The 14894-nt window shown below is 67.5% G+C and carries 22 protein-coding genes; all 22 read left to right on the forward strand.

Going from position 1 to position 14894, the window contains the following annotated elements:
• Position 1 precedes the first annotated feature (1 nt).
• Positions 2-478: a Crp/Fnr family transcriptional regulator gene (locus FJX73_00720; protein MBM3469307.1), complete on the forward strand. Its 477-nt coding sequence runs from the start codon at positions 2-4 to the stop codon at positions 476-478.
• A gap of 10 nt (positions 479-488) precedes the next feature.
• A complete protein-coding gene (locus tag FJX73_00725; protein MBM3469308.1) occupies positions 489-1613 on the forward strand; it encodes a sulfite reductase subunit A in 1125 nt (374 codons plus the stop codon).
• On the forward strand, positions 1610-2479 hold the full coding sequence (locus FJX73_00730) for a Ni/Fe hydrogenase subunit gamma (GenBank protein MBM3469309.1): 870 nt from the start codon (positions 1610-1612) through the stop codon (positions 2477-2479). Before FJX73_00725 ends, FJX73_00730 begins: the two co-directional genes overlap by 4 nt.
• Positions 2479-3279: an oxidoreductase gene (locus FJX73_00735; GenBank protein MBM3469310.1), complete on the forward strand. Its 801-nt coding sequence runs from the start codon at positions 2479-2481 to the stop codon at positions 3277-3279. Before FJX73_00730 ends, FJX73_00735 begins: the two co-directional genes overlap by 1 nt.
• A gap of 16 nt (positions 3280-3295) precedes the next feature.
• A complete protein-coding gene (locus FJX73_00740) occupies positions 3296-4600 on the forward strand; it encodes a Ni/Fe hydrogenase subunit alpha (protein ID MBM3469311.1) in 1305 nt (434 codons plus the stop codon).
• Between the two features lie 34 nt (positions 4601-4634).
• On the forward strand, positions 4635-5096 hold the full coding sequence (locus FJX73_00745; GenBank protein MBM3469312.1) for a hydrogenase maturation protease: 462 nt from the start codon (positions 4635-4637) through the stop codon (positions 5094-5096).
• Positions 5097-5172: 76 nt separating this feature from the next.
• A complete protein-coding gene (locus FJX73_00750) occupies positions 5173-5793 on the forward strand; it encodes a GNAT family N-acetyltransferase (protein ID MBM3469313.1) in 621 nt (206 codons plus the stop codon).
• A 10-nt stretch (positions 5794-5803) separates the two neighbouring features.
• Positions 5804-6451, forward strand: coding sequence for a CBS domain-containing protein (locus FJX73_00755; GenBank protein ID MBM3469314.1), 648 nt, complete (start codon positions 5804-5806; stop codon positions 6449-6451).
• Positions 6452-6501: 50 nt separating this feature from the next.
• Positions 6502-6729 carry a 4Fe-4S dicluster domain-containing protein gene (locus tag FJX73_00760; protein ID MBM3469315.1) on the forward strand — a complete coding sequence of 76 codons (228 nt, stop codon included), beginning with the start codon at positions 6502-6504 and terminating at the stop codon, positions 6727-6729.
• Entirely contained in the window at positions 6726-7778 is a 1053-nt protein-coding gene (vorB, locus tag FJX73_00765; protein ID MBM3469316.1) for a 3-methyl-2-oxobutanoate dehydrogenase subunit VorB, read from the forward strand. The genes FJX73_00760 and vorB overlap by 4 nt, the downstream gene beginning before the upstream one ends.
• Before the next feature lie 8 nt (positions 7779-7786).
• On the forward strand, positions 7787-8536 hold the full coding sequence (locus FJX73_00770) for a 2-oxoglutarate oxidoreductase (GenBank protein ID MBM3469317.1): 750 nt from the start codon (positions 7787-7789) through the stop codon (positions 8534-8536).
• Between the two features lie 4 nt (positions 8537-8540).
• A complete protein-coding gene (locus FJX73_00775; protein ID MBM3469318.1) occupies positions 8541-9080 on the forward strand; it encodes a 2-oxoacid:ferredoxin oxidoreductase subunit gamma in 540 nt (179 codons plus the stop codon).
• On the forward strand, positions 9077-9763 hold the full coding sequence (locus FJX73_00780) for a response regulator transcription factor (protein MBM3469319.1): 687 nt from the start codon (positions 9077-9079) through the stop codon (positions 9761-9763). Before FJX73_00775 ends, FJX73_00780 begins: the two co-directional genes overlap by 4 nt.
• The gene (gene deoC, locus FJX73_00785) at positions 9760-10452 is read left to right on the forward strand and encodes a deoxyribose-phosphate aldolase (protein MBM3469320.1); all 693 of its coding nucleotides are present in this window, start codon (positions 9760-9762) and stop codon (positions 10450-10452) included. Before FJX73_00780 ends, deoC begins: the two co-directional genes overlap by 4 nt.
• A gap of 74 nt (positions 10453-10526) precedes the next feature.
• Positions 10527-10928, forward strand: coding sequence for a phage holin family protein (locus FJX73_00790; protein MBM3469321.1), 402 nt, complete (start codon positions 10527-10529; stop codon positions 10926-10928).
• Entirely contained in the window at positions 10895-11134 is a 240-nt protein-coding gene (locus FJX73_00795; GenBank protein MBM3469322.1) for a hypothetical protein, read from the forward strand. The genes FJX73_00790 and FJX73_00795 overlap by 34 nt, the downstream gene beginning before the upstream one ends.
• Before the next feature lie 46 nt (positions 11135-11180).
• Positions 11181-11366, forward strand: coding sequence for a twin-arginine translocase TatA/TatE family subunit (gene tatA, locus FJX73_00800; GenBank protein MBM3469323.1), 186 nt, complete (start codon positions 11181-11183; stop codon positions 11364-11366).
• Positions 11367-11371: 5 nt separating this feature from the next.
• Positions 11372-12106 carry a twin-arginine translocase subunit TatC gene (gene tatC / locus FJX73_00805; protein ID MBM3469324.1) on the forward strand — a complete coding sequence of 245 codons (735 nt, stop codon included), beginning with the start codon at positions 11372-11374 and terminating at the stop codon, positions 12104-12106.
• Between the two features lie 9 nt (positions 12107-12115).
• On the forward strand, positions 12116-12376 hold the full coding sequence (locus FJX73_00810; GenBank protein ID MBM3469325.1) for a DUF4321 domain-containing protein: 261 nt from the start codon (positions 12116-12118) through the stop codon (positions 12374-12376).
• 62 nt (positions 12377-12438) lie between these two features.
• Positions 12439-13050 (forward strand): septum formation protein Maf, encoded by a 612-nt coding sequence (maf, locus tag FJX73_00815; protein MBM3469326.1) that lies wholly within the window; start codon positions 12439-12441, stop codon positions 13048-13050.
• A gap of 85 nt (positions 13051-13135) precedes the next feature.
• On the forward strand, positions 13136-13834 hold the full coding sequence (locus FJX73_00820; protein MBM3469327.1) for a JAB domain-containing protein: 699 nt from the start codon (positions 13136-13138) through the stop codon (positions 13832-13834).
• Positions 13835-13856: 22 nt separating this feature from the next.
• Positions 13857-14894 carry a rod shape-determining protein gene (locus FJX73_00825; GenBank protein MBM3469328.1) on the forward strand — a complete coding sequence of 346 codons (1038 nt, stop codon included), beginning with the start codon at positions 13857-13859 and terminating at the stop codon, positions 14892-14894.

Genomic DNA, 14894 nt, shown 5'->3' on the forward strand with positions numbered 1-14894 from the left:
CATGGAGGGATACTCTCCGACCGAGTTGCTGCGCTCCTCGCACCTGTTTGGGGCGCTGGAGCCCCAGCATCTGGAGAAGCTGGCCGCGATTGCCTCGGAGGTCACCTGGGCCGAGGGCCAGGTGATATTCCGGGAAGGCGAGGCCGATGACAGGTTGTACCTGGTGGTTGAGGGACTGGTGGCGCTGGAGATGTACATCCCCAATCGCGGCCGCGCCACGATCCTGACCGCCGGCCCGCACGAGATATTCGGGTGGTCGGCGGCCGTACCGGTTGTCGGGAAGAAGACCGCCGGCGCGCGCGCCCTGCAGAGGACGCGGGCCATTGCCATAGATGCGGGCGCGCTGTGCGCGGCCTGCGAGCAGGATCACGACCTCGGCTTCTACGTCTATCGCACCCTGGCAGATGTTATTGCCAGCCGCCTGACCGCGACGCGCCTGCAACTGCTGGACGTGTACGCGGTTGGCAAGGGAGAGTGAGGGACGGTTGATGGTTGAGCAGACACCACCGCTTGGCGGGCAGGTGGTAATCTCCAAGCCAGCCCTGCAGCAGATCTTCGATGCGCTGCGCACGGTCGGCTACTGCCTGATTGGCCCGACCGTGCGCGGGGATGCCATTGTGTACGACGAGATCGCCCTCCTGGACGATCTTCCCATCGGGTGGGCCGATGAGCAGGGGCCGGGCACCTACCGGCTCCATCGCCGCGACGATCAGGCGCACTTCGGGTTCGTCGTCGGTCCGCACTCGTGGAAGAGGTATCTATACCCGCCGTCGCTGAGACTCTTCTCGACGCGCCGGGACGGGGACGGGTTCAGCGTCGAGGCGAACACCGATTCTCCGCCCTTGTACGCGTTCATTGGCGTGAGAGGGTGCGAGCTGGCGGCCATCGCCGTGCAGGATCGGGTGTTTCTCGAGGGTCCGGTGCAGGAGCCGCACTACAAGACCCGCCGCGAGCGCGCTTTCGTCCTGGCCGTGAACTGCACCGAGCCAGGCGGCTCCTGCTTCTGCGCATCCGTGAGGACCGGCCCCAGGTGTTCGTCTGGTTTCGACCTGGCCCTGACCGAGATGGACGACGTCTTCCTGCTGGAAGTCGGCTCGGCACTGGGAGCGCAGATGCTGTCCGGGGTTGAGTGGCGGCTGGCCGGCGCCTTCGACCTGAGCCGCGCCCGGCAGGCAATGGCCGATGCCTTGACGCGCATGGGCAGGGGGCTCAACACCCACAACCTGCCTGATCTGCTGTACGACAACCTGGAACACCCCCACTGGGAGGACGTGGCGAAGCGCTGCCTCTCGTGCGCCAACTGCACCATGGTGTGCCCCACCTGCTTCTGCTCTGACGTGCTGGAGGCAAGCGATCTCACCGGCGAGACCGCCGCGCGTGTGCGCGTCTGGGACTCCTGCTTCAATCGCGAGTTCTCCTACGTGTTCGGCGGGCACCTTCGGCCAAACACACGCGCCCGATACCGCCAGTGGCTCACGCACAAGCTGGCATCGTGGAAGGACCAGTACGGCGTCTCGGGGTGCGTGGGGTGCGGTCGGTGCATAACGTGGTGCCCGGTGGGCATTGACCTGACCGCGGAACTTGCGGCCATCAGAGGGGAGAGCCCGCTATGAACCCAACCCAGGCCAAGAGCCAACGCCCACCATCTACCGGCCACCCCCTGGTACCCCAGCCGGCGGTGATCACCCACGTGCAACCCGAGGCGCAGGGCGTTACGACGTACACGCTGGAGTTCAATGACCCGGCCGTGCGCGAGGCATACCGCTTTTGCCCTGGCCAGTTCAACATGCTCTACCTGCCGGGCATCGGGGAGTCGGCCATATCCATCAGCTCGGATCCGGCTGAGCCCGCCCTCCTGCGTCATACGATCCGCTTCGCCGGCAACGTCACCCAGGCCATCTCCAGGATGGATGCCGGCGGCGTGATAGGCGTGCGCGGCCCCTACGGAAACCCCTGGCCCGTGGACCGGGCAGTGGGCAACGACCTGATAATCGTGGCCGGAGGCATCGGCCTGGCCCCTCTGCGCCCGGTAATCTACCACGTTCTCAGGCACAGGGCCGACTACGGCAAGGTTACCATCCTGAACGGTGCGCGTCTCCCGACCGACCTGCTCTACCCGCAGGAGTACGACCTGTGGCGTAGCCGAGACGTCGAGGTCGTCGTGACCGTGGACCGCGCCGACGAGGCGTGGAAAGGCCGCGTGGGCGTGGTACCCATGCTGTTCTACGCGGTGAGGCCCGACCCCAAGCGCACGACCGTCTTCACTTGCGGGCCGGAAATCATGATGCACTTCGTGGTCTACGAGGCGCTGGCGCGTCGAGTCCCCAAGGAACGCATCTACCTGTCGCTGGAGCGCAACATGAAATGCGCTGTTGCATTCTGCGGTCGCTGCCAGTACGGCCCGACCTTCCTGTGCAAGGATGGGCCGGTCCTGAGTTACGACCGCATTGAGCCGTTCTTCACCGTGGAGGAGTTCTGATGGCTACTCCCAAGAAGCGCAAGCCCAGCCTGGCGGTGTTCAAGTTCGCGTCATGCGACGGCTGCCAGCTTTCGCTGCTGGATTGTGAGGATGCCGTGCTCGCCGTGGCCGACGCGGTGGAGATTGCCTATTTCGTCGAGGCCCGCCGGCAGGCACTTGCCGGCCCCTATGACGTGACCCTGGTCGAGGGCTCGGTAACCACCGAAGAGGAAGTCGAGCGCATCAAGGAAGTACGGCGCCAATCCGGGCTGCTGGTGACCATCGGCGCGTGCGCCACCTCCGGCGGCATCCAGGCACTGCGCAACTGGGCGGACGTGGGCGAGTTCACGCGGACCGTTTACGCCAGCCCCGAGTACATCCACACGCTGGATCGCTCGCGTCCGATCAGCGATTTCGTGCCCGTGGACTTCGAGCTGCGCGGTTGCCCCATCAGCAAGCAGCAGCTCGTGGACCTTGTCACCTCGCTGCTGATCGGGCGCAAGCCGTCGGTACCGGAACACGCGGTGTGCAACGAGTGCAAGCGGCAGGGGACGGTCTGCGTGATGGTCGCGGAGGGGGTCCCGTGCCTGGGTCCGGCCACGCAGGCCGGGTGCGGCGCGATCTGCCCGGCCTACAACAGGGGGTGCTACGGGTGCTTCGGCCCAATGGATCTGTCCAATCCGGCCGCGCTCGGCGCCCGCTTCATCGCGATGGGACAGACCGCTCGTGACGTCAGCCGCGCCTTCCGCGGCTTCAACGGCTACTCGGCGGTCTTCCGGGCGGCCAGCGAGCAGTTTGAAAAGGACGCCATCCCAAGTTAGTCAGGGGAGAGAGGCAATGGCCGAGAGACGCATCAACGTGGACTACCTGGCCCGCGTCGAGGGTGAGGGCGCGCTGCGGGTCGTGATCAAGGACGATCGCGTTACCGACGTCCAGCTCAACATATTCGAGCCGCCACGCTTCTTCGAGGCGTTTCTGCGAGGCCGCACGCCCCAGGAGACCGTGGACATCACGGCCCGAATCTGCGGCATCTGCCCGGTGGCCTACCAGATGAGCGCCGCCCACGCGTTGGAGAAGGCCCTGGGCGTGACCCCTCCGCCCGGCGTACGCGCCCTGCGCCGGCTGCTCTACTGCGGCGAGTACATCGAGAGCCACGTGTTGCACATCTTCATGCTGCATGCGCCGGATTTCATCGGACACGAGTCGGCCATCAGCATGGCCACCGATCCGGCCCTGCGTCCGCTGGTCGAGCAGGCGCTGCGAATGAAGAAGATCGGCAACCACCTGGTGACGGTCATCGGTGGGCGCGAGATCCACCCGGTCTCGGCATGCGTGGGCGGCTTCTACCGGGCGCCGCGCAAGTCGGAACTCGTGGCCCTGGTTCCGGATCTCGAGTGGGGCCTCGAGAGGGCGGTGGAGGCCGTGCGGTGGGCGGCCACGCTGGACTATCCTGACTTCACCGCCGACTACGAGTTCGTCTCCCTGTCACATCCTGATGAGTACCCCTACAACGAGGGGCGCGTGGTGTCGTCCAGAGGGCTGGACATCCCGATAGAAGAGTACGAGCGGCACTTCCTAGAGGAGCACGTCGAGCACTCCAACGCGCTTCACTCGCGCCGCGCGGGCAGCAAGACGAGCTACATGGTGGGGCCGCTGGCGCGGGTGAACCTGAACTTCGACCGGCTCTCGCCCAGGGCCCAGTCGGCGGCGCGTGACATCGCGCTGACCCTGCCCGTGCGCAACCCGTTCATGAGCCTGCTCGCGCGCGGGCTGGAGCTGGTTCATGCCTATGAGGAGGCGCTCCAGTTGATCGCCTCCTACGTGGAACCCGTTCCCTCAAGGTCGCCCATCCCCACGCCTCCGAGGGCCGGGGAGGGAGCCCATGCCACCGAGGCACCGCGCGGTCTGCTGTACCACCGGTACACGGTAGACGCAGCGGGCCTGATCGCCGGTGCCAGGATCGTACCGCCGACCGCGCAGAACCTGAGGCGCATGGAGGACGACCTGTGGCAGTACGTGCCCGGGGTGCTGGCTCTACCGCTCGAGGAGGCCACGCTGCGCTGCGAGCAGCTCGTGCGCAGTTACGATCCGTGCATCTCGTGCGCCACGCACTTCTTGAAGCTCGACCTTGAGCGGGAATAGGGAGAGAACTGCCGGGGCCAAGGCCCCATCCGCGCTGATCATAGGCATTGGTAACGCGTCGCGGGGCGACGATGCGGCAGGGCTGATCGCCGCCCGCCTGATCAGGGATGCGCTTCTTTCCCTCCCGGATCCCCCGGATCCGGGGCGCGTTGCGGTGCTCGAACAGGATGGCGAGGGCACCGCCCTTGTCGCGGCCTGGAAGGGCGCGGAGACCGTGATCCTGATAGATGCCGCCCTCTCCGGCGCGGCTCCCGGCAGCATACACCGCTTCGATGCCCTCGGCCAGCCGCTCCCGGCCGGGTTCCGCGCTTGCTCGACTCACGCGTTCGGAGTGGCAGAGGCGATCGAGCTGGCCAGGGCGCTGGACCGGCTGCCGCAGCGGCTCATCGTCTACGGAATCGAGGGCCTGTCGTTCTCGGCAGGCGAGGTGCCCTCGGAGGCGGTCGAGGCCGCGGTACGGGCGGTGGTCGAGCGCGTGCTGGCCGACGTAAGGTAGCGCCGCCGGAAATACTGTTTCCGTCCGATGGCCTGCCGGACCCGGGCGGGCTATTCTGTCATAGGTGAGAACAGCCATGGCCCCGGCCGCTGAGCAGGCACGGGCATTCCCCGAGATCCTCGCGCTCGAAGGCGGCGCAGCACTCGCGGAGTACGAGATCGCTCCAGGCCTGGGCGCGTTCTCCTCTTACGGACGCCGGCGCGCGCAGGTCGTCCGCGAGACGCTGGGCAGGGGGCTGCGGGCTCCGGGTGGGGAGGCCTTCGCCGCAGTCCTTGGCGACACAATCATCGGCTACCTGCTCCTGGTGCCGGCCGGCATTGACCAGCCCTGGGGCCGGCTGGGGGATCCCAGGGTGCTTGAGGTCGGCATAGAGGTGGCGCGCGGGCACAGAGGGCAGGGAATCGCTCAATCGTTGTTCCGCCGTGCCTTCGCCCGACCGGTGGTGGAGTCGCGGATATACGTGGCCACCGGGTACGTGTGGTGCTGGGACATCGAGGACACCGTCATCGAGGCCGGGATCTACGCCGACCGCCTGCTGGCGCTCTTCGGGCGGTTTGGGTTCCGGCGCGAGTGGACCAACGAACCCAACGTGGCCCTCGAGCCGCTGAACTTCCTGGCGGTGCGGATCGGGCAGGACGTGCCCGCGGCGCTCGTCAGCCGCTTTCGCCTGGCACAGCGGGGCGAACAGGTGGCCTGAGGGAGCGGCTATGCGCGTGCGCACCCTGATGACGTCGCCGGCGCTCGTGGTTGGGCCGGAGGCCCCGGCCTGGGAGGCCCTGGGGCTCATGCGGAGGCACCGCATCCGGCGCCTGCCGGTTGTGGACGGCGAGGTCCTGGTCGGGATCATTACCTGGACCGATGTGGTCCGCGTGCATGCTCCGGCGGTTGAGGGCCCCAGGCGCACTCCAACCCTGTCGGTGGGAGTGCTCGTCAGGCACCTGATGGCCAGCGCGCCCGTGACGGTTGATCCGGACGCCACGATTGAGCAGGCGGCCGCGCTCATGCGCCGACACAAGATCGGGGGGCTGCCTGTGGTCGAGGACGGCCGGCTGGTCGGCGTCATCACCGAGAGCGACCTGTTCGAGGCCTTCGCGGAGATGCTTGGGGCCGGCCCGCATGAGGTCAAGCTCCACCTGGCAGTTGGCAGCATTTCCGTTGAACTTCCAAGAATCGTGTCTAGGCTGACGAAGGCCGGAATCCCCATAGTTGCCGTGCACACGCTGCGCACCTCGGGTGCGGAGGTCGTAGAACTCGTGGTTCACGAGAACGACGTGGGGCGCGCCCGGGAGGTATTGCACCGTCTTGCCCTCGAAACAGACGTCGTGGAAGCGCAGGAGAGGGGGGACCGCGCGTGACCGCGAGCAGAGAAGGCAATGCTTCCGTCGGGGTGATCCCGCCGCAGCGGGTGCTCATCGCCGCCGAGCGGTGCAAGGGCTGCGGGCTTTGCGTGGCCGTCTGCCCGCCTGAGATCATGGAGTTGGGGTCGCTCAACCGCCTGGGGTATGCTGTTGTGCGCGTGACCGATCAGGCCCGGTGCACTTCCTGCACGGCGTGCGCGCTGGTCTGCCCGGAGGTGGCCATCACTGTGATGCGCCCCCAGCGGGCCCGCCAGACGCGGGAGGGCGCCAAGTGAAGCGCACCTTGATGAAGGGAAACGAGGCGCTGGCCGAGGCGGCCATTCGCGCCGGTTGCAGGGCCTATTTCGGCTATCCGATCACGCCCCAGAACGAGGTGCCGGAGTACATGGCCCGCCACATGCCAGGGGCGGGTGGCGTCTTCGTGCAGGCAGAGAGCGAGATCGCGGCCATCAACATGGTCCACGGCGCTGCGGGCGCCGGCGTCCGCGCTATGGCCACCACCAGCAGCCCCGGATTTAGTCTGATGACAGAAGGCCTTTCCTACATGATCGGCTCCCGGCTGCCGTGCGTCGTGGTCAACGTGATGCGCGGAGGTCCTGGGCTCGGCAACATTGCACCGGCGCAGGGAGATTACTTCCAGGTTACCCGCGGGCTGGGACACGGTGACACCCACGGCATCGTGCTAGCGCCGTCCACGGTCCAGGAGATCGTTGACCTCATGCCCGTCGCGTTCGAGCTGGCCGAGCGCTACCGGCTGCCAACGGTGATCGCCGCAGACGGCATACTCGGGCAGATGATGGAACCGGTGGCGCTGCCTGAACCCATCGCGCCTCCGCCTCCTCCTGAGTGGGCCACGACCGGCGCGGTGGGAAGCCCCCGCGTGATCTCGTCCATCTATCTGGCGCCGGAAGAGCTCGAACAGCACGTCCTTTCCCTGATGAGGACCTACCAGGAAATCCGCGAGCGCGAGCAGCGATGGGAGGCCTACCGCGCCGACGACGCGGAGGTGCTCGTTGTGGCCTACGGGACCGCGGCCCGCGTTGTGCGATCGGCCGTGGATCGCGTGCGCGCGCAGGGAGTCGCAGCCGGATTGATCAGGCCGATCACCCTCTGGCCGTTCCCGACTTCCGCGTTCGAGATGTCGCCGCGCCGGTGGCTGGTTGTGGAACTCAGCGCGGGACAGATGGTGGAGGACGTTCGCCTCGCCGTATCGGGCAGGGCGCCGGTCGGATTGTACGGCCGCGTCGGTGGGGTAGTGCCTTCTCCGGCGGAGGTGTCGGAGGCGATTCGGGCGGCCGTGGCCGAGGAGGTGGCCTGGGCATGATCAAGGACATGGTTGAGGTTACGGCCAGGCCCCGCTCGCTGGTGGACGTGCCCCTGCACTACTGCCCGGGTTGCACGCACGGCATAATCCACCGTCTGGTGGCCGAGGCCATTGACAGTCTGGGCATCCGGGAGCGGACTATCGGCGTAGCGTCGGTTGGGTGCTCGGTCTTCATCTACAACTACCTCGACGTGGACTTCCAACAGGCCCCGCACGGCAGGGCGCCGGCGGTTGCCACGGGCATCAAGCGCGTACTGCCCGACCGCGTCGTGTTCACCTACCAGGGGGACGGCGATCTGGCCTCGATAGGCGCCGCTGAGATCCTCCACGCCGCCGCGCGGGGCGAGCGCATCACGGTCATCTTCGTGAACAACGCGATCTACGGCATGACCGGCGGTCAGATGGCGCCGACCACGCTGTCCGGAATGAAGACCACGACCACCCCCTTCGGCAGGGAGATCCGCCAGGCGGGGGGGGCGCTGCGCGTGGTCGAACTCCTGGCCGGCATGGACGGCGTGGCATACGCCGCGCGCGAAGCGGTCACGAGCCCTGCCCGTATCCACCGGGCCCGCCGCGCCGTAGAGGCCGCGTTCAGGGCGCAGATCGAGGACAGGGGTTTGGGCATAGTCGAGCTGCTCTCGACCTGTCCGGTGAACTGGAAGCTCCCGCCGGTCGAGGCGGTCGCGTGGTGCGAGGCCAACATGATCCCCGCGTTCCCGCTGGGCGTCCTGAAGGACACCACCGGGAGCGGGGGGTAGCAGCATGGCCGTCCACGAGATCGTGATAGCCGGCTTCGGGGGACAGGGCGTGCTGTTTCTGGGTGAAGTCCTCGCGCAGGCGGCCCTCAGCGAGGGGCGCGAGGTAACCTGGCTGCCCGCTTACGGACCGGAGCAGCGCGGCGGCACCGCGTACTGTACGGTCGTGATCAGCAGCGAACCCATCGGCTCGCCTGTGGCCTCAGACCCAACCGTGGTGATCGCGATGAACCGGCCGTCGCTGGACCGGTTTGAGCCCGCGGTTCGGCCCGGGGGCCTGATCGTATGCGATAGCACGCTGACGGGGAGGGTACCTGAGCGCGCCGACGTCCAGGCCATTGCGGTGCCGGCGACGGCCATCGCCGCCGAGCTGGGCGCGGCGCGGGCGGCGAATGTCGTGCTGCTGGGCGCCACAATGGCGGCGAGACCGATCCTTACGATAGAGAGCGTGCGCGCGGCCCTGGACGGGATGGTGGCAGACCCTCAGGTCATGGCGCGTAACCTTGCGGCGTTCGAGCGCGGCGCGCGCGAGGGCTCCCGCCCATGAAGCAGGCCCGAGACGCTTCGCCGGGAGGCCCCAGGACCATCCGGCTCATTGTCGCCGACGACCATGCCATCGTGCGCGAGGGCATCAAGCGCCTGCTCCAGGCCGAGCCGGACATCGAGGTCGTGGGTGAGGCGGGTGACGGTGTCGCGGCCGTGGAGATGGCCCAGGATCTCAAGCCCGACGTTGTGTGTCTGGATGTCAGCATGCCCAGGATGAATGGGGTGGAGGCGACCCGGCGCATCAGGGCCTCCCTGCCGGACGTCGGGGTGGTCGTCCTGACAATGCACGAGGACGAGGACTACGTGTTCGAGTTGGTGAAGGCAGGCGCTTCGGGCTACGTCTTGAAGCGGGCCAGCGCCCGCGACCTGGTGGATGCCGTGCACGCCGTGGCCGGGGGCCACACATTCCTGCATCCAATGATTGCGCGGCGGCTGGTCTCGGATCACGAGACATCCAGCAGCCGCGACGAAGAACGCCGGCGGTTCGACGGCCTGACCGAACGGGAACGCGAGGTCGTACGCCTGATCGCCGATGGCCTGACCAACAAGGAGATCGCGGAACGGCTCCACATCAGCGTCAAGACCGTCGAAACCCATCGCACGCACATCATGGAGAAGCTCGATCTGCACGATCGCGCACACCTGGTGCGCTACGCTGTCCGGAAGGGGCTGGTCACCGCATGATCCCGAAGGATCAGGGATGGCCGTACTCGGCCCGGGCCCTGGCCGCCCGCATCGAGCACTCGGTCCTGGCGCCCGAAGCCGGACAGGCCGACGTGGAATCCGGTTGCACCGTGGCCCGTGCCCGGGGAGTTCGATCCGTGGTGGTCAAGCCGGTGCACGTCGCCTTGGCCCGCCGGCTGCTGGAAGGGACCGGGATCCGCGTGGTGAGCGTGATCGGGTTCCCCCACGGTAACTCGACGCCGGAGGTGAAGGCCCTGGAGGTCTCCGCCGCGATCCGGGACGGTGCCGATGAGGTGGACGTCGTGGTGAACGTCGGCGCCCTGTGCGAGGGCCGATGGGAGCCGGTGGCGGAGGAACTTCGGGCGGTCGTGGCCGCGTCAGGCGGCAGTCCGGTGAAGGTGATCCTGGAGACCGCGCTGCTGACCGATGCCGTCAAGGTTCGTGCGTGCGGGCTCGCGGATGCCTCGGGCGCGGCCTATGTGAAGACTTCCACGGGATTTGGCAGGGCAGGGGCAACGGTGGCCGACGTGGCGCTGTTGCGGGGCAATGTGGGGTCTGGCGTCGGAGTGAAGGCGTCAGGGGGAATCCGCACGCTGGCGGATGCGGCGGCAATGATCGCCGCGGGAGCCGACCTCATCGGAACGAGCCAGACCGAAGCGATCCTGGACGAGGCCGGCTCCGCCGCCTGACCTCGCGCGGCGCGGCGACCCTCGGTTATCCCGCAGAGGAGAAAGCAAGTCCCGCCCTGAAATATGAGGGCGCGATGGCGGATGAGGAACGCGCCACACAAGGCGAGCCCTCAGGCGACCTGCTGCGCCGGCTGCTCGCCGACGCGGCAGCCCTGGGCGGAGTGTACGGACGCGCCACACGAGAACACCTGCTCGCCCTGGCAAGGGACTTCGCGTTTGCCGCGTTGATGGTAGGCGCCGCTGTGGCGCTGGGCGTTATGGCCATAGGCCTGGCCGTCGCCGCGATCGTGATGGTGGCCGCGATCTGGCTGCCTGGCTGGCTGGCCGCCCTGGTGGTCCTGGGCATCATGATAACCGCGATGGGCATCCTGCTGTCGCTCGGCAAGGTCCGGCTGCAGCGGCGGAGGGCGGCCTGGGCGGTGCGCATGGCCGAGGAGATCCGTTGGCTGCAGACCCTTTTCACACGCCGGAGCTAGCCGCGCTCCACCAGCGCATCGGTCGGGACGTGGCCGAACTGCGCTCTCGGTTGCGCAAGGGCGGCGTTACCCTCCGCCTTGGTCCGGTCGTCTCTGATCGGGCGGGTGTTACCTGGATCACCGCGCTGGGCGCGGCCGCAGGACTGCTGGCAGGGCGGCTCCTGCGGGCGCGGTGCGGTGGCGGACGCCCGGCCCGGGGCCTATAATGAGTTCTGGAGGTAACTGAAGATGACTGGATTCGTACCACCGGCCGTGATCGGCAACGTGGGTCCCCTGGAGATGCTCGTTATCCTCTTGATATTGCTGCTGCTCTTTGGAGCCAGCCGGCTCGCAGGCCTGGGGGCGGCGGCTGGGAAGACGATAAAGGAGTTCCGCAAGGCGATCCGGGACGTGGAGGACGACGTGAACGAAACGAAACCCTCGAAGCCGGATGCCTAGATCACATGCACGACCGACCGATGACGATCGTGGAGCACTTGGAGGAGCTGCGGCGGCGGCTCCTCATCGCGTTTGCCGCGCTGGGTGTGGGTGCGGTGATTGGATTCGCCTTTGTGGACCGAGTGCTCGACCTGCTCATCCGCCAGTTGCAGGTATCGCATGTCGTCTTCTTTGCCCCGGCGGAGGCGCTGTTCATCCGCATCAAGATCGCCCTGCTGCTGGGTGTCTTCGTCGGCCTGCCGGTGATACTGTACCAGCTCTGGGCGTTCATCGCCGTGGGGCTCACCAGGACCGAGCGGCGCGCGGTGATGGGACTGCTGCCGCCTTCGCTGGTGCTATTCGGGCTGGGCGCTGCGTTTGGGCTGTTCGTGATCATGCCCGTGGGCGTCCGGGTCCTGCTCGGGTACCAGACCGAGAGGCTGCAGCCGATGCTGGCGGTTGGGCCGGCCCTCTCGTTCCTTATGGCTTTCGTGCTGGCGTTCGGGTTCATCTTCCAGCTGCCGATAGTCGTGGTCTTCCTGGCCCGGATGGGCATAGTATCGCCCGCCACGCTGGCGGCGGGCCGCCGGTACGCCATAGTCGGCATCGTCGTGCTTTCCGCGGTACTGACGCCTGGGACCGACGTGGTCTCCCAGATGCTCATGGCGGTGCCAACGTACGCGCTCTACGAAATCAGCATCTGGCTGGCACGATTGGTCGCTCCTCGGCCGGCCTCGAGCGTTCAGGCTTACGTCGAGTAGAGGTGAGCGATGGCCCGTCGCACCCGGAATCCCTGGTGGGTCCTGTTCGTAATCATCCTGTTTGGCGGCCTGCTGGGTAGCGTCATCGCCGAGGCGGTGGTCGGCTATCCGGTGCTCGGCTTCCTGGCCCGCGAGGTCCGCGCCGGCGTTGACCCTCCGGTCACCCTCGACCTGCGAATAATAAGCCTGACCGCGGGCGGGATCGTCCGGCTCAACCTGGCCATGCTGCTGGGCGTGGTGATCGCGGTCTGGATCTACCGGTTGTTGTAGCCCCTCATTCCGGCTGATATACTTGCCCTGACGTGCATATTTCGGCCCCTTTGGGGGACGGGGTGCCGCCGCTGGTGCTGGCTTCCGCCTCTTCCCGGCGCGCTGAGCTCCTTCGTCAGGTCGGGTGGTCTTTCGAGATCGCCGCAGCGACCCCTGAGGAGGAGACGCTGGGGGTGATTCCCTCCGGCGCTGACCACCAGGGGTGGACGCTTGACCAGGTGCGGGCGCGCGCTCGAAGGGCCGCGCTGGATAAGGCCAGGCCTGTCAGCGAAGCACGGCCGGACGCGGTGGTCATCGCTGCCGATACGGTGGTGACGGTGGATGGGATCGTGCTGGGAAAGCCCACGACTGCGGGCGAAGCCGTGGAGATGCTACATCGCCTCGCGGGCCGCACGCACCACGTGGTCACCGGGGTCGTCGTCGCCCACGGCCGCCGTGGCGTGACGCTGGCCGATGATTCCACCACGGCAGTGCAGTTCCGGGTGTTGCCGCCGGAGGAGGTCCTCCGGTATGTCGCGTCCGGCGAGCCGATGGATAAGGCGGGGGCGTACGGCATTCAGGGCCGTGCGGCGCTATTCGTGGAGAAGCTGGAGGGGGACTACTTCGGGGTGGTGGGTCTCCCGCTGGCACGGCTGGCACGCATGCTCGAGACGATCGGCGTGCGACCGGCCTAGCTCGGCCAGCCGCTCTGGCCCAGCCCGACGCCTCCTGCGCGGGGGCGAACGGGTATCCCCAAGTGGCGCTGGAACCGGAGCGTTGATGGTGGTGGCTGGCGGGCTGTCCGTCAAACTGCTTCCCCTAGAAGACAGACCCAGGGAACGCCTCCTGCGCGATGGCGCCGCAGGGCTATCCTCCGTGGACCTGTTGACGGTGCTGCTGCGGACCGGCACCCGTACCCTTGGGGCGGCCGAGGTCGCGGCCGAGCTGCTTGTGTCCTACGGCTCACTCCAGGCCCTAAGCCAGGCAGGGCCGGACGAACTGCTTCGGCGGTGCGGGATAGGTCCGGCCAAGGCCGGGGCAGTGCTCGCGGCGTTCGAGTTGGGGCGGCGGGTTCAGGTTGCGCCGGCGGCGCGCCGGCCGTTGATCAGGGCGCCGGGTGACGTTGCGGCGCTGCTGGCCGGGCAGATGCGGCACCTGGACCGCGAGCACTTCCGGGCAGTGATGCTCAACACCCGGCACGAGGTGCTGGACGTTACCAACGTGGCCGTTGGAGGGCTGGACAGCGCGCCCATCCACCCGCGGGAGGTCTTCAAGGAGGCGATCAGGCGGAGCGCTGCCGCGGTCATCCTTGTGCACAACCACCCTTCGGGCACGCCGGAGCCCAGCGGAGATGACCTGCGTATAACCGCCCGTCTGCAGGAGGCCGGGCGCGTGGTGGGCATTGAAGTGCTCGACCATGTCATCATCGGTGATGGACGCTTTGTGAGTTTGAGGGAACGCGGCGCGCTGGCGGGCTGACGCCCGCGCCCTGGAGGCTGAGATGATATTGGACAGGTTGCTGGCGCAGTTTGGGCGCGACATGGGGGTGGATCTGGGCACGGCCAACACACTGGTCTATGCACGAGGGGCAGGCATAGTCCTGCGCGAGCCTTCGGTGGTCGCAAAGCGCCTCGACGACGGCCAGATCCTGGCGGTGGGCGAGGAAGCCAAGCGGATGATCGGCCGCACGCCCGGGGACATAGTCGCCACGCGGCCGCTGCGTGACGGCGTGATTGCCGACTTCGACACGACCGCTGCGATGCTTTCCTATTTTCTCCGCCGCGCTTCGAACGGCCGGATGTGGATCCGGCCGCGCGTCGTGGTGGGCATCCCATCGGGCTGCACCGAGGTCGAGAAGAGGGCGGTTGTTGACGCAACGCTGCAGTCGGGCGCCCGAAACGCATACCTCATCGAGGAACCCATGGCAGCTGCGATCGGCGCCGGGCTGCCGGTTTCGGATCCGATCGGCAGCATGGTGGTGGACATCGGCGGAGGCACGACCGAGGTGGCGGTCATCGCGTTGGGCGGAATCGTGGCCAGCAGGTCCATCCGCATCGCAGGCGACGAACTGGACGAGGCGATCATCCAGTACGCCCGCCGCTCGTACAACCTGCTCATAGGCGAGCGATCGGCGGAGGGGATCAAGATCGCGGTGGGGTCAGCGTTTCCCGGCCGCGATGAGAATGCCGTGGACGTGCGTGGCCGCGACCTGGTCTCGGGCCTGCCGCGTACGGTGCGCATGACCAGTGGGGAGGTCCGCGAGGCGATAGCCGAGCCGGTACAGGCGATCGTTGACGCGGTGAAGCAGACGCTGGAGCGCACGCCTCCGGAGCTGGCGGCCGACATCGTGGACCGCGGAATCATCTTGGTTGGCGGCGGCGCCCTGCTGCGCGGGATGGACCGCTTGCTGGCGGAAGAGACCGGCATGCCGGTTTCGCTCACGGAAGACCCGCTGGCGGCCGTGGTCATGGGGGCCGGGAAAGTCCTCGAAGAGATTGAGATCTTGCAGAAGGTGCTGGTCGCGTCCAAGCGCGGATAG

The sequence above is a fragment of the Armatimonadota bacterium genome, assembly GCA_016869025.1.
In the GTDB taxonomy this organism is placed as follows: Bacteria; Sysuimicrobiota; Sysuimicrobiia; order Sysuimicrobiales; family Humicultoraceae; genus VGFA01.

What these genes read in the sequence shown, in the direction of transcription:
- FJX73_00720 (MBM3469307.1), top strand. Translation starts at nt 2, where the DNA reads ATGGAGGGATACTCTCCGACCGAGTTGCTGCGCTCCTCGCACCTGTTT.
- FJX73_00725 (MBM3469308.1), top strand. Translation starts at nt 489, where the DNA reads ATGGTTGAGCAGACACCACCGCTTGGCGGGCAGGTGGTAATCTCCAAG.
- FJX73_00730 (MBM3469309.1), top strand. Translation starts at nt 1,610, where the DNA reads ATGAACCCAACCCAGGCCAAGAGCCAACGCCCACCATCTACCGGCCAC.
- FJX73_00735 (MBM3469310.1), top strand. Translation starts at nt 2,479, where the DNA reads ATGGCTACTCCCAAGAAGCGCAAGCCCAGCCTGGCGGTGTTCAAGTTC.
- FJX73_00740 (MBM3469311.1), top strand. Translation starts at nt 3,296, where the DNA reads ATGGCCGAGAGACGCATCAACGTGGACTACCTGGCCCGCGTCGAGGGT.
- FJX73_00750 (MBM3469313.1), top strand. Translation starts at nt 5,173, where the DNA reads ATGGCCCCGGCCGCTGAGCAGGCACGGGCATTCCCCGAGATCCTCGCG.
- FJX73_00755 (MBM3469314.1), top strand. Translation starts at nt 5,804, where the DNA reads ATGCGCGTGCGCACCCTGATGACGTCGCCGGCGCTCGTGGTTGGGCCG.
- FJX73_00770 (MBM3469317.1), top strand. Translation starts at nt 7,787, where the DNA reads ATGGTTGAGGTTACGGCCAGGCCCCGCTCGCTGGTGGACGTGCCCCTG.
- FJX73_00775 (MBM3469318.1), top strand. Translation starts at nt 8,541, where the DNA reads ATGGCCGTCCACGAGATCGTGATAGCCGGCTTCGGGGGACAGGGCGTG.
- FJX73_00780 (MBM3469319.1), top strand. Translation starts at nt 9,077, where the DNA reads ATGAAGCAGGCCCGAGACGCTTCGCCGGGAGGCCCCAGGACCATCCGG.
- deoC (MBM3469320.1), top strand. Translation starts at nt 9,760, where the DNA reads ATGATCCCGAAGGATCAGGGATGGCCGTACTCGGCCCGGGCCCTGGCC.
- FJX73_00790 (MBM3469321.1), top strand. Translation starts at nt 10,527, where the DNA reads ATGGCGGATGAGGAACGCGCCACACAAGGCGAGCCCTCAGGCGACCTG.
- tatC (MBM3469324.1), top strand. Translation starts at nt 11,372, where the DNA reads ATGCACGACCGACCGATGACGATCGTGGAGCACTTGGAGGAGCTGCGG.
- FJX73_00810 (MBM3469325.1), top strand. Translation starts at nt 12,116, where the DNA reads ATGGCCCGTCGCACCCGGAATCCCTGGTGGGTCCTGTTCGTAATCATC.
- FJX73_00820 (MBM3469327.1), top strand. Translation starts at nt 13,136, where the DNA reads ATGGTGGTGGCTGGCGGGCTGTCCGTCAAACTGCTTCCCCTAGAAGAC.
- FJX73_00825 (MBM3469328.1), top strand. Translation starts at nt 13,857, where the DNA reads ATGATATTGGACAGGTTGCTGGCGCAGTTTGGGCGCGACATGGGGGTG.